Consider the following 13524-nt stretch of genomic DNA (forward strand, 5'->3'; position numbering starts at 1 on the left):
ACGAAGCCACCCCCCTGCCGCGCCCGGGGGCCGGGCGCGGCAGGGGCACCAACCCGGCGGGTCAGTGGCGGTGGTGGTTGTCGGGTTGGGCCGGGTCGCCGGGGTGCTCCAATCCCGGTACCAGGGTGAGGCGTTGGGCGCGTTCGTGGTCGAGCCAGCGGACGAACTCCGCGCGGCGGGCGGCCTCGCGGAGGGCCGGGGTGGGGTCGGGGTTCTGCGGGGCGGTGAGGGTGGCGAGGAGCATCGCTGTCCAGGGGCCGACGGTGACCCACTCGCCCCGCGGGGCTGCGCGGAGCGCCTCGGCCAGGGCCTCCGGGAGGGTGTCGGGGTCGGCCTCGAAGGCGCCGTCGGGGAGAGCGAGGTGCCAGCGGGTGGCCGGTGGGCGGGCGGTCAGGGTGCGGTAGTGGGCGAGGTCGGCGGCGGACGGCTCGATGTCGGCGGTCACGGCCGCGTAGACGGCGCGGACCGCCGCGCTGCCCTCGTAGGCGGCCGCCGTGATGGAGCCGAGCTCGACGGCGGCCTGTTGGTCGAGGCGGGCCGGACCGGAAGCGGCAACGGGCAGGCCGCGTTCGGCGGCGACCGTCTCGCAGAGGGCCTCGGTCAGCAGCACCTGGGCGACCCACCGGGTGAGCTGGCGGTCCTCCGAACTGCCGGGCAGGGGAAGGGCGGTGGAGCGCGGGCCACCCCGCAGGGCGGCGAGCCGGGCGTCGAGGGTGGTGCGCGGGAGGGGGCGTCCGTCGAGCAGGCCGAGGGTCATCCCTCCACCACCAGGGCGACGGTGGGGGCGTACTGGCAGCGGCCGAACCACATGACCTTGGCGAGGGCCCAGTACGCGCCCGGGTCGAGCGACTCGGGGGCGGTGACGGCGAAGTCGACGGTGACGGCCGAGTCGGCCGGGACGGTGAACCCGCGCACCGGGTCGGCGATGGCCTCCCACGTCCCCCAGGGCGAGACCAGTTGCAGCTCGCCCCGGATCTCGCCGCGCGTCCGGTTGGTGAGGGTGAGCCCGAGCACGCCCCGCCCGCCGGGGGCCACGCGCAGGGTCTGGTGCGACGCCTCCACGGACAGCCCGGTGTCCCGGCCGGTCACCGCCTTGGTGCCCTGGGCGGCCGTCCAGTCCTCGGGCGCGTCCCCGGGGACGGGCAACAGCTCGGGGAGGTCGCCGACGGCGATGGTGACCACGTCCTCGACCTGCTGCCCGTCGTGCTCGATCCGGACGGCGGCGAAGTGCAGCCCGGGCCGGGCGTCCGCCGGCGGGGTGAGGGTGACCGGGAAGCGCAGGTGGCCGTCGGGGGCGAGCCGGTACGGGCGGCTGCCGAGGCCGGTTGCCCAGCCCTCCGGCGGCAGCACCACGGCCGTGCCCTCGACGGCGGCGTCCCGCAGCTGGGAGGAGAGGGCGACGGAGAGCGTCACCGGCTCCCCCGCCGTCCGCAGCAGCCCGGGCGAGGCACCGACGGACACCGGCAGGTAGCCGAGCGGCGCCGGGCCCCGGTTGTGCAGCCAGTAGCGGGCGTGGACGGGCTGGGCGGGTTCGGCGACCGGGCCGAGCACCGCGACCCCGGCCCGGGCCGAGACGCCGGGCGAGGCGAGCAGGGTGGCGATGGCCGAGCCGGGCAGGTCGAGCCCGGCCGGGCCGAGCGGGCGCTCCAGCAGGTCGGCCGCCCGCAGATCGGTCAGCCCGAGTGCACCACCCAGCCCGGCCGTCCGCCCGAGGCCGGTGGATTCGACCAGCCGCACGGTCAGCTCGGGCCGGACGGGCGCCGCGGAGCCGTGGGCGATCGGGTTCCCGGCCGGCTTGAGCGCGCCGAGCAGCACCTCGCGCTGCGGCTCGACCCGCAGCCAGGACAGGGTGGCGGGCAGCGGCCCGTCCTGCGGCGCGGCCACGATCCGCGCGTACAGCGGGTGGTTGAACTCCTGGCCCTGCGCGGGCAGCGTCTGCGCCCGCCAGTCGCCGTCGCCGCCCACCAGCGCATAGCTGAACTCATGCGTCCAGTGCTGGAGTTGGAAGGAGGCTCCGTCGGGCAGGGTGCGCCGGGGCGGGTCGATCCACACCCCGGACGGCCAGCCGGTGCAGGAGCGCATCAGCGACAGGTGCAGCGCCCCGGTGGTGTCCACCGCGAAGCCGGGCAGGCCGAAGCTGAGCAACGCCACGGTGTGGTCGGCGAGTTCGTCCGACACCGGCATCGGGCAGACGGCGGTGATCCGGGCGTCGGCGAGGTCGTCCACCAGGGCCGGCACCTCGGCGACCACCAGTGCGGGCAGGGAGCGCAGGTCCCGCAGGTCCGCGTCGGGCCGCCACACCTCGGCGAGCGGTGTCAGCGCGGGTACCCACACCGCGCCGTGCGCCTTGAGCACGGCCGCGTACTCCTCGCCCGAGCGCTCGACCAACTCCCTTGCCGCGTCGTTGACTTCCGGACCACCGACGATGATCCGGAAGTCCGGCAGGTTGGAGTCGACGTCCAGCCAGCCGTACCGCGCCCAGTCCGCCCCCGAGGTGGTGGCGGTGACCCCGACCCGGGCGAGCGCGACCACCAGCGGGCGGGCGTCGGCGGCCGCGTCCAAGGTCGGCACCACCACCTCGGCCACGCCGAGCGCGCGCGAGCCGATGACCGCCCCCGCCGGGTCGGTGAGCTCCACCCGTGCGGTGGCGCCCAGCCCGAACCAGGTGTTGGCCGGGTTGTCCAGCGTCCACGGCGCCTCCGCCGAGTCCACGTCCGGCAGCGCGAAGCCGCGCCCGACGACCGCCCCGGCGACCTCGCTGACCGGCAGCCCGCCGGGGACGTCCACCGGGAAGCGCAGTCGCAGCAGCCGGTCGGCGCCGGAGTAGTCGACCACCCTGGTACGGCAGTCGACCCGGTCCAGCCCGCGCCACAGCGTGACCGTCTGCTCGTAGCGCAGGCCGTCGACCGTCCCGCCGATCACCAGCCGCTCGCCGAGCGGGCCGGTCTCGCGGCGCACGGAACCGGTGCGATCCCCAGAGCCGACCACCGGCCCGCTCGGCACCAGGTGCCACGGGCCCTCGCCGAAGTCCGGGTGCTGCGGGTACTCCTCGTACACCCGCAGTTCGTTGCCGATCCGGCCCTCCTGGATCAACTCCCGTTCGTGCAGCAGGTCGTAGACCGAGCGGAGCCCGCCGCCACGCGCCGGGTCGGCCGTCACCCGGTACCGCTCGTTGGCGATCACCGCACCCTCGGCCTCGACCCAGGCCGGGGCCGAGGGCTCGCCGCCAACCAGCCGCCAGGTGCGCCAGCCGAGCGCGGGCACGTCGGCGGCCAGGAACCGCAGCACGCCCCGGTCGACGGCGCTCGGCACCGGCGCGCCGGCCTCGTCCAGGATCCGCACCGGCCCGGCACCGGAGGGGAGTTCGACCGACACCAGGTCCGTCCGGTCGAAGGACAGCGTATTGGTCACCACGACCGAGGCCCCCGCCTCCGCTCCCGCCGAACCGACGCCCGCCGTGGCGATCCGCGCCGTCAGCGCGTCCAGCGCCGCGTCCCGGACGGCCGTGGCCAGGTCGTACGCCTCCCGCCAGCCGCCCAGCAGGTCCAGGTACACCTGGTCCGACTCGCTCCCCGTGATCGCGTCGTGGTGCGCCCCGTAGGCGAGTTGGCGCCACACCTTGTCGAGCGCGGCAGCGGGGTAGGCCCCGAGCCCGTTGACGACGGCCAGCGCGGCGAGCTTCTCCGCGTCCACCGCCGCGACCTCGCCCGCCCGCTGGGCCTGCTTGGTGTCGATGTAGGAGACGTCCTTGCCGGTGTACACCGGGTTCATGTCGCGGGTCTGCGGGCTGGGTCGGCGCCCGGTGGCGGCGAGTTCGGCCCGCACGGCGTCCAGGAAGTCCCGCGGGGTCGCGCAGACGAAGCGCGGCCACAGGTACTTCTCGGCCCAGGAACGGTGGATCGCGGTGACCCACTTGTTCGGCGGGGTGTAGTCCGTGCCCACCGGCAGCAGCAGGTTCCTGGTCGCCCCGACCGGCTTGAGCTTGCGGTACAGCTCGTACACGGCCTGTTCGGCGGTGGCGAGGTCGGGCGAGGAGTCCATCCACCAGCCGGCCGAGTAGTGGTGCGGCATGTAGTGGGTGAGCACGCCCTCCCCTCCGGGCGCGATCCACTCGAACTCGCTGGGGAACTGCATCACCCGGGCGTCGTCCTTGCCCTGGCGGAAGTTCTTCTGGATCGGGCCCCACTGGTGGAACGGCCCGCGGGCCCAGGCGCTGCCGGTGAGGCCGGCCGCGGCGAGGTGGCCGGGGAACTGCGGGTCGTGCCCGAACACGTCGAGCTGCCAGGCGGTTTGCGGGTCGCCGCCGAGGATGTCGCGCTGGTAGCCGATGCCGTGGACGATGTTGCGGATGGTCGTCTCGGCGCCGGTGAGGTTGGTGTTGGGCTCGTTGTAGGTGCCGCCGACGAGCTCGACCTGCCCGCGCTCCAGCAATGTCCGGAGCACCGCGCGCCGCTCCGGGTGCTGGTCGAAGTACGGTTTCAGGTAGTCGACCTCGGCCAGCACGAACTTGTACACCGGGTCCCGCAGGGCCAGGTCGAGGTGGGCGTCGACGAGGGCGAAGCCGTTGCGCTCCCAGAGCGGCCGGGTGGTGGCGTCGGCGCCGAGCAGCTCCCACGGCGAGGTGTAGGCGGCCTGGGTGTTCCACCAGACCGGGTCGTAGTGGAAGTGGGAGACCAGGAACATCGTCCAGCCGGGCTCGGCGACCTCCACGACGCCGGTCGCCTCGCTCGTCGCCGCCCTTACGGTGACGGGCAGTTGGGCGCCCACGGCCGCTCCGGTGATCTCCAGGGGGACTTCGACCGGCCCCGTGCCGCTCGCCTCGCCGCGGACGCCCGTCCCACTGACGGTGATCGGGGCGGCCGGCCCCTCGACCGTGACCCGCAGGATCTGGCGCGGGGCCTCCTCGGGGCCGACGAACAGGTCGGTGCTCTCTACGGCGGTGATGGTGGTGACCGGCACGGGGGTGGTCCTTTCGGTACGGAGGCCTACGCGGTACGGACGCCTACTGGCCCCAGGCCTCGAACTCATAGATCCGGGCCGCCGGATCGCCGTTCTGGGTGGGCTTGGTGACGACCAGCCGGACGTAGCGGGCGGTGGTGTCCACCGGGTGGGTGGTGGTGCCCGCGGTGTTGCCGGTCACGGTGGCGACCGTCGTCCACGGGTCGGTGCTCTTCGCGCGGGTCTGGACGGAGAAGTCCCGGGTGTTGTACACGGCGCTCTCGCCGCCCGCCTGGGCGTGCTTGACCACGAACCTGTTCAGCTTCTTCGCCGAACCGAGGTCCACCTCCAGCCACTTGGCGGCCGTCAGCGTGCACCACTTGTCACTCGTGCCGCCGCTGACGCTGCCGTTGACGGCCTTGGCCGGGCCCTCGTTGGCGTTGCACTGGCCGGAGGCGGTGGCGGGGCGGTTGAGCGCGAGGTTCGTCGAGCCCGTCGGCGGGGTGCCGTTCCAGCCCACGGTGGTGGAGGCGACGGCCGAGTGCCCGTAGGTGGTGGAGACCGCTTCCACGTCCAGCGTGGTGGCGGCCTCGGTGCCCGCCCGGTCCAGCCGCCCGACGAAGTAGGCGTCGTTGGGGGTGGCCCCCAGGAAGGTCCGGCTGCCGTCCGGGTTGCGCCGGTACACCTCGTAGTGGTGGACGTTGCCGCCGGAGGCCGCCGTCCAGGACAGCCGCAGCGACTGGCTCGCGCCGGCCGTCACGTCACTCGCACCGAGGACGGTCAGCCCGCTCGGCGCGGCCGGGGTCTCCACCGATCCGTCGTAGAGGGCGACTTGGCCGACCCGCAGGTCGTAGGCCGGGTCGTTGCCGGCGACTTGGAGGGCGAGCTGGGCGACGGTGCGGCCGGCGTACCGGGAGAGGTCGAGGGTGTGCCGCTCCCAGCCCGTCCCGGTGTTGCTGCCGACGTCCACGGTGGTGAAGCTGCCCGGGGCGTCGGTGAAGGAGACCGCGGCCTTGAGCCTGGTCGGGCCGGCGGCCGGGGTCTTGACCACCAGGTCGAGCTTGCTGTTCGCGGCGACCGGCAGGCGGGTCTGGTAGAGCCGGACGGTGTTGGTGGCGTCCAGGGTGCCGGTCAGCCGCAGCGAGGAGCCGCCCTGGTAGGCGTCGGTGAAGTCGACGGACGGGCTGAGCTTGCTGCCGGCGGAGTCGACCACCCAGCGGTAGGTCGGCGGGACGTCCTGCAGCGAGAGGTTGTTCCAGCCGCCGGTGGCGACCCGGGTGCCGGCCGCGTTGTAGAAGTCGCCCTGGCCGGTATCGAAGTTGGTGACGAAGGGCTTGGCGGTGATCGACGAGGACTCGGCGACGTAGCCCGCCAGGCCGGGCCACCCGGAGGAGAGGTCGACCTCGGACGGGTCGTTGTTGGCGCCGACCCAGTAGCGGGCGTCCTTGGCGTAGAAGTCGGCCCGGTCGGTGGCGGACTTCCAGGTCCACTCGGGGCGGTAGAGGCCGAGTGAGGTGGTGTGCGGCTGCCCAGAGGGGAAGAGGGTGTTCCAGTCGACGGAGGTGTTGTAGCCGTTCGCCTCGGTGTCGATTCCGGAGTACAACTCGTACTCGCTGCGCCCGAGTTGCCGGGCCAGGGTGCGGGAGGAGTCCAGGCCGTCGGACGTCCAGCCGAAGTTGAGGAACATCGAGTCCGAGGTTCTCTTCGAACCATCTTGCAGGAACGGCGAGTTGGCAGAGGTGAGGGCGTTCTGCCAGTCGACCGCGCCGGAGCTGGTCATCGCGTCGTACCACATGAACTCGGTGCTGCTCTGTGCCTTGGTGTACTGCATCAGATCGCGCAGCTCGGTGGCCAGGCCCGCATCACCGCCGCCGGTCTCCTGGTTGATGAACCAGCCGTCGAAGCCGTAGTACTGGGCGGCCTGGGCGAGCTTGTCGGCGACGGGGTAGCGGCTGCCGGACTTCTGGACGAAGTCGCGCACCCACTGGAGCTGGCCGCCGTACGCGGCGGGCGGGAAGAAGACGGTGCCGTAGACCTTGACGCCGTTGCGGTGGGCGGCGTCGATCACGGTCGGGTTGGGCGCGAGGATCAGGCCCTCACCGGCCGAACCGCCCCAGAACACCAGCTTGTCGACGTACTGCCAGTAGCCGAAGGCGTAGTAGTTGGGGTCGGCGGAGCCCTGGGAGGGGTTGTTGGAGGTGGGGCCGAAGGAGACCAGCGAGGCGATCTTCCCCTCCCCGGCCCGGGCGTTGGGGTTGGCGGCCAGGGCCGGGTCGCTGGTGCGCGGCTGGAGCGGGACGCGGGAGCGGTTGAACCGGGCGTCCGGGTCGGTGGCCGGGTCCCAGTTGAGGATCGTACTGGGGTACCAGTAGGAGGCGTACGGCTGGCTGCCCGGGCCGGCGGTGGCTGCGGGCGGCGGGGCTGCGGCCGTCACGGGTGCGGCCCAGGCGGCGGGGGTGGCCGTGAGTGCGGCCGTCGCGAGGACCGCGCTGAGCAGCAGGGGTAGGCGTCGTGACATGCGGGGGCTCCGATCGGGCGGAGGGGTGGGGGCGGGCCCGCCGTCGCGGACGGGGGCCGGCCGCATGCGGGCGTGCCGGTGCTGAACCGAGGGGAGCCGGAGGCCGGAGGAGCGGGCAGCAGGAGCGGACCCTCTCGGCGCAGCGAGGCTAAACCGGTTCAGAACGGGTGTCAACGACCCGGACAACAACCACCCGACGGGGTCAGGAACCGCCGCCCGGCGGCGAGGTGGACTCCCGCACGGTCAGCCGGGGCGTCGGCATCTGGAGGTCCCGGCCGGGCCCGGCGCCGTCCAGCGCCTCCAGCAGGCTGCGCGCGACCTGCTCGCCGAGCGCGAAGGTGTCCCGGCTGAGCGCGGTCAGCGGCGGGTGGACGATCCGGGCGAGCACCGAGTCGTCGAAGGAGACGATGGACAGCTCCCCGGGCACCGAGACGCCCATCTCCCCGGCCACGCCCAGCCCGGCGACGGCCATCACGTCGCTGTCGTAGACGATCGCGGTGGGCCGCCCGGGCCGGGAGAGCAGGGTGCGGGTGGCCGCCGCGCCCTCGGCGTCGCTGAAGTCGGTGGGCACCGACAGCGCCTCCTCCAGGCCGAGCCGGCGGGAGGCGTCGCGCAGCGCGCGGATCCGGCGCTGGGTGTGCTGGAAGTGCGGCAGCCCGGCGAGGTGGGCGATCCGGCGGTGCCCGATGGCGGCCAGGTAGTCGACGATGGAGAGCATCGCCGCGCGGTCGTCGGCCCAGATCCGCAGCTGGTTGCCGCCCTTGCCGGGCCCGCCCAGGACGACGGCGGGCAGCCCGAGTTCGTCCAGGACGGGCAGCCGCGGGTCCTTGACCTGGAGGTCCACCACGATGAACCCGTCCACCCGGTGCTCGGAGGCCCAGCGCCGGTAGACCTCCATCTCGGCGGCGGTGTCCTCGACCACCATCAGGTGCAGGGCGACCGAGCTGGCCGAGAGCACGGCCTGGAGGCCGGAGAGCAGCTGGCTGAAGAACGGCTCGACGCCGATGGTGCGGGCCGGGCGGGCGATCACCAGGCCGACGGCGTCGGAGCGGGCGCCGCCGAGGGCGCGGGCGGCGCTGTGCGGGCGCCAGTTCATCTCCTCGGCGACCCGCAGGATCCGGTCCCTGGTCGCCTCGCTGACACCGGGGCGGCCGTTGAGCGCGAAGGAGACCGCGCCCTTGGAGACGCCGGCCTGGCGCGCGATGTCGGCGATCGTCGGTCTGCCCACAGGATCCGACTCCTCTCTTGACAGTCAAGTTTAGGCGGGAGCATAGTCCCTGCCAGAGCTAGACCGGTTTAGTTAAGCAGGTTCTGAACACCACCACCCATCCCAGAACCCAGGACCACCGGGAGACCCTCATGCGAAGAATCTGGGCGGCACTGACCAGCACGGCCCTCACCGCGGCGGCCCTCACCGGCTGCGGACTCGGCTCCGGAGACACCAAGAGCAGCGACAACGTGGCGAGTGCGGCCGCCACCGGTGAGGTCAAGGGCAAGGTCTCGATCCAGACCTGGGCGCTCAAGCCCAAGTTCACCGACTACATGCAGGGCGTGCTCGACGGCTTCAAGAAGAAGTACCCCGGCGTCGAGGTCGAGTGGCTGGACCAGCCCGGCGAGGGCTACTCCGACAAGGTGCTCAGCCAGGCCGCCTCCGGCACCCTGCCCGACGTGGTCAACCTCCCGCCGGACTTCGCCTTCCCGCTCGCCAAGAAGGACGTCCTGCTGGACGTCGCCAAGGCCGACCCCAAGCTCGCGGACGAGTACGTGGCCGGCGGCGTGAACGCCTACCGCTACCACGGCTACCAGGGCACCTTCGGCTACCCCTGGTACCTCAACACCGATGTGAACTACTGGAGTTCGGACCTCCTCACGAAGAACGGCCTGGACCCGAAGAAGCCCCCGACCAGCCTGGACGAGCTGATCGCCCAGGCCCGGGTGATGAAGGAGAAGTCGGGCGGCCAGGCCTACCTGATGAGCCGCAAGCCCGGCCTCGGCGACCTCTACAACATCGGCGTCAAGATCATGGCCGACGACGGCAAGTCCTTCACCTTCAACACCCCGGAGGCCGCCGCGCTGCTCGACAAGTACCGCGACGCCTTCAAGGAGGGCCTGATGCCGAACGGGGTGCTCACCGACACCTACGCCGGCAACTCCAAGCTGTTCAGCGCCGGCACCGCGGCCTGGACCACCGGCGGCGGCAACTTCATCACCAGCCTCGCCACCGACAACCCCACCCTGGCGCCCAAGGTCGTCCCCTCCCCCGCGATGGGCACCCCGCCGCTGTACGTCCAGGGCCTGTCCATCCCGAAGAACACCAAGAACCCGGCCGCCGCGGTCGCCCTGGCCCGCTGGGTCACCAGCCCGGAGAACCAGGCCGCCTTCGCCCACCTGACCAGCGTGTTCCCGTCCACCAAGGCCTCCGCCAACGACCCGTTCTTCAGCCAGAGCGACGGCACCAACGCCGGCGACGCCAAGGTGATCGCCTTCACCTCGCTCGCCAAGGCCGAGCTGATCCAGCCGGTCGAGGTGGACGACGCGATGGGCACCGTGGTCAAGCAGCAGTTCGCCCTCGCCATCAGCGGCCAGAGCAGCTCCAAGCAGGCCCTGGACACCGCCGTGGAGCAGTGCGACAAGCTGCTCAAGGGCTGACCCCACGCCGCCCCGCAGTCCCGCAGTCCCGACGTCCCGAAGTCCCGAAGTCCCGCAGTCCCGACGTCCCGACGTCCCGACGTCCCGACGTCCCGAAGTCCCGAAGTCCCGCAGTCCCGTCCCCACCCGCTGGCGAAGCGGCGGGTCCTCCCCCACACCCGCCGCCCCGGGTCTCGTACCTTTCCCGGGGCCCGTACCGCCCGGGCCCCGGAAGGCCCAGCCCCAGGAAGGCATCCGCATGACCCACCGGCGCTGGTTCACTCCCTGGCTGCTCGCCGGCCCCGCGATACTCTGGCTGGCCGTGTTCAACCTCTGGCCGGCCGTCAACACGGTGATCCTCTCCTTCACCAACGCCAAGCCCATCGGCGGCGGCCGGTTCACCGGCCTGGAGAACTACGGCCGGCTGCTGGACGACACCCAGCTCGCCGACGCCCTGCTCAACAGCATCGTGTTCATGCTGGTCTGCCTCCCCCTGCTGACCGTCCTGCCGCTGCTGCTCGCCCTGCTGGTCCAGCGCCGGATCCCCGGCATCACCTTCTTCCGCACCGCCTTCTACACCCCGGTGATCGCCTCCGCCGTCGTGGTGGCGCTGATCTGGGGCTGGGTGCTGGACGACCGGGGCCTGGTCAACGGCCTGCTCCAGGAGGGCGGCCTGGCCGACTCCCCGGTCCCCTTCCTCACCGACCGCTGGCTGCTGCTGTTCAGCGCGATCGCCCTGACCGTCTGGAAGGGGCTCGGCTACTACATGGTCATCTACCTCTCCGCCCTCGCCAACGTCCCGCACGAGCTGCACGAGGCGGCGGCCGTGGACGGCGCGAGCCCGCTGCGCCGCTTCTGGCACATCACCCTGCCGGGGGTGCGCCCGACCATGGTGCTCATCTCCGCGCTCATCTCGGTGAGTTCGCTGCGCGTCTTCTCCGAGCTGTACGTGCTCTCCAACGGACTCGGCGGCCCCGGCGGCCGCGACATGTCGGTGGTGATGCTGATCCAGATGTACAGCCGCGGTTTCAACGGCCATCTGGGCTACGCCTCCGCGCTCAGCCTGCTGCTGTTCGTGGTCACCCTCGGCCCGATGCTGTTCCTGATGCGGCTGAACCGGAAGGCGGCCTGAACCCGTGACCACCCTCGGCTCCGAACCCACCCTCAGCCCCGAACCCGCCCGCAGCTCCGGCCCCGCCCGCCGCACCGGGCCCGCCCGCGGCTTCAACACCCCCTCCCGCGGGCAGACCGCCGCCCGCTACCTGCTCCTGCTGCTCGTGCTGCTACTGGTCATCGGCCCCTTCCTCTGGCAGCTGTCCACCGCCCTCAAGGGCCCCACCGAGGACGTCTACACCCGCACCCCGAGCTTCCTGCCCGACCAGCCCACCCTGGGCAACTTCGGCACCGTCGCCGACACCATCCCGGTGTGGACGTACGCCCTCAACTCGCTGACCGTCGCCGCCGTCTGCATCACCGGCAACGTGGTCGGCTGCACCCTGGCCGGCTACGCCCTCGCCCGGCTGCGGTTCCGCGGCGCCCGGCTGCTCCTCGGCCTCTTCCTGGCCACCCTGGTGCTGCCCGGCGAGGTCACCATCGTCTCCCAGTACGTGCTGGTGCGCGGCCTCGGCCTGGCCGACACCCTGGCCGGGGTGGCCCTGCCCGGGGCGATCGCGATGCTCAACGTCCTGCTGATGCGCACCGCCTTCGCCGCCGTACCGGCCGAACTCGACCAGGCGGCACTGGTGGACGGCGCCAACGTCTGGCAGCGGCTGTGGCACATCGGCCTGCCGAACGTGCGCGGCATGCTCAGCGTGATCGTCATCTTCACCTTCATCGGCGCCTGGGACGACTTCCTCTGGCCGCTGATCGTGCTCAACGACCCGCAGAAGTACACCCTGACCGTCGGGCTCCAGTACCTCAACGGCACCTTCTCCGCCAATCCCCGGCTGATCGCGGCCGGCACCATGATCGCCTTCCTGCCGATCGTCGTGGTGTTCGCCGTCTGCCAGCGCTTCTTCTTCCAGGGCGTCGAGGAGGGAGCCGTCAAGGGCTGAGCCCCCGAGGACGACAACACCGTCCGTACGCCCCGAACCAGTTGAGGTAGCCCTCCCGTGACCACCATGACCACCGCGATCACTGCGACCACCACCCCGCAGGCCCCGCGCTTCGGCGTCAACTACACCCCCAGCAAGGGCTGGTTCCACCACTGGCTGGACTTCGACCTGGACGCCGTGCGCGCCGACCTCGACTCGGTCGCCGCCCTCGGCCTGGACCACGTCCGGGTCTTCCCGCTCTGGCCGCTGTTCCAGCCCAACCGCACCCTGATCCGCCCGCGCGCCGTCGATCAGCTGACCGCACTCGTCGACGCGGCCGGCGAACGCGGCCTGGACGTCGCGGTGGACGGCCTCCAGGGCCACCTGTCCAGCTTCGACTTCCTGCCCGCCTGGACGCGGACCTGGCACCGCCGCAACCTGTTCACCGACCCCGAGGTCCTGGACGGCCAGGCCGCCTACCTGCGCACCCTCGCCGGAGCGCTGCGCGAGCGGCCGAACTTCCTCGGGATGACGCTCGGCAACGAGATCAACCAGTTCTCCGGCGCCCCGCACCCCGACCCGGACCGGTGCACCCCCGCCGAGGCCGAGGCCTGGCTGGGCCGGATGCTCGCCGCCTGCGAGGAGGGCGCGCCCGGGCGGCTGCACCTGCACGCCTCCTACGACGCGGCCTGGTACCTGGACGAGCACCCCTTCACGCCCTGGCACTCGGCCCGCCTCGGCGGCGCCACCGCCGTGCACTCCTGGGTCTTCAACGGCACCGCCCAGCGCTACGGCGCCCACTCCACCGCCACCACCCAGCACGCCGCGTACCTGGTCGAGCTGTCCAAGGCCTGGGCCGAGGACCCGGCCCGCCCGGTCTGGCTGCAGGAGGTCGGCGCGCCCGCCCCGCACATCACCGCCGCCGACGCGGCCCGTTTCACCGCCGCCACCGTCGAGGCCGTGCTGGACTGCCCGGACCTCTGGGGCGTCACCTGGTGGTGCTCCCACGACGTGGACCGCTCGCTCGCCGACTTCCCCGAACTGGAGTACAGCCTCGGCCTGTTGACCACCGACCGGACGGTCAAGCCGGCCGGCGCCCGGCTCGCCGAAGCCGCCGCCGAGGCCCGCCGCAGCTGGCAGCCGCCCAAGCCGCGCAGCACCGCCGTGGTGGTCGCCACCGGCGACGAGGTCACCTCCCCGCGCCGCGCGGACTGCGGCCCCGGTGGCCCGGTGTACGAGGCCTTCATGCGCCTCGCCGAGGCCGGCGCCCGCCCGACCGCCGTGCTCGCCGAACGCGCCGGGGACGCGGCGCACCTGGCCGCGCGCGGCATCACCGAGGTGGTCCACCCCGCCGACGTACGTTCTCCGTAGCCGCCGCCCCTACGACCGACCTCCCCGCCACCGCCC

8 protein-coding genes are annotated in these 13524 nt (G+C 72.8%); 4 read left to right on the forward strand and 4 right to left on the reverse strand.

Annotated elements, in window-relative coordinates; genetic code table 11:
- Positions 1-61 precede the first annotated feature (61 nt).
- The 4 genes from ACZ4W5_RS13430 to ACZ4W5_RS13445 all read right to left on the reverse strand — a co-directional run bounded on the left by ACZ4W5_RS13430 (position 62) and on the right by ACZ4W5_RS13445 (position 8684).
- Positions 62-757 carry a DUF7158 domain-containing protein gene (locus tag ACZ4W5_RS13430; RefSeq protein ID WP_465654325.1) on the reverse strand — a complete coding sequence of 232 codons (696 nt, stop codon included), beginning with the start codon at positions 755-757 and terminating at the stop codon, positions 62-64.
- Positions 754-4959: a glycoside hydrolase family 38 N-terminal domain-containing protein gene (locus tag ACZ4W5_RS13435; RefSeq protein WP_465654327.1), complete on the reverse strand. Its 4206-nt coding sequence runs from the start codon at positions 4957-4959 to the stop codon at positions 754-756. Before ACZ4W5_RS13435 ends, ACZ4W5_RS13430 begins: the two co-directional genes overlap by 4 nt.
- A gap of 43 nt (positions 4960-5002) precedes the next feature.
- Positions 5003-7456 carry an endo-beta-N-acetylglucosaminidase gene (locus ACZ4W5_RS13440; protein ID WP_465654329.1) on the reverse strand — a complete coding sequence of 818 codons (2454 nt, stop codon included), beginning with the start codon at positions 7454-7456 and terminating at the stop codon, positions 5003-5005.
- A gap of 202 nt (positions 7457-7658) precedes the next feature.
- Positions 7659-8684 (reverse strand): LacI family DNA-binding transcriptional regulator, encoded by a 1026-nt coding sequence (locus ACZ4W5_RS13445; protein WP_465654331.1) that lies wholly within the window; start codon positions 8682-8684, stop codon positions 7659-7661.
- Positions 8685-8815: 131 nt separating this feature from the next.
- Here ACZ4W5_RS13445 and ACZ4W5_RS13450 point away from each other — a divergent pair, with 131 nt between their 5' ends.
- The 4 genes from ACZ4W5_RS13450 (at position 8816) to ACZ4W5_RS13465 (ending at position 13488) form a co-directional block, all read left to right on the forward strand.
- Entirely contained in the window at positions 8816-10105 is a 1290-nt protein-coding gene (locus ACZ4W5_RS13450) for an ABC transporter substrate-binding protein (RefSeq protein ID WP_360235448.1), read from the forward strand.
- A gap of 238 nt (positions 10106-10343) precedes the next feature.
- Positions 10344-11216, forward strand: a complete 873-nt coding sequence (locus ACZ4W5_RS13455) for a carbohydrate ABC transporter permease (protein ID WP_360235445.1) — start codon at positions 10344-10346, stop codon at positions 11214-11216.
- A 4-nt stretch (positions 11217-11220) separates the two neighbouring features.
- Positions 11221-12138: a carbohydrate ABC transporter permease gene (locus ACZ4W5_RS13460; RefSeq protein ID WP_465654334.1), complete on the forward strand. Its 918-nt coding sequence runs from the start codon at positions 11221-11223 to the stop codon at positions 12136-12138.
- 66 nt (positions 12139-12204) lie between these two features.
- The gene (locus ACZ4W5_RS13465) at positions 12205-13488 is read left to right on the forward strand and encodes a glycoside hydrolase 5 family protein (RefSeq protein ID WP_465654399.1); all 1284 of its coding nucleotides are present in this window, start codon (positions 12205-12207) and stop codon (positions 13486-13488) included.
- Positions 13489-13524 lie beyond the last annotated feature (36 nt).

The organism is Kitasatospora sp. NPDC029367 (assembly GCF_055569135.1).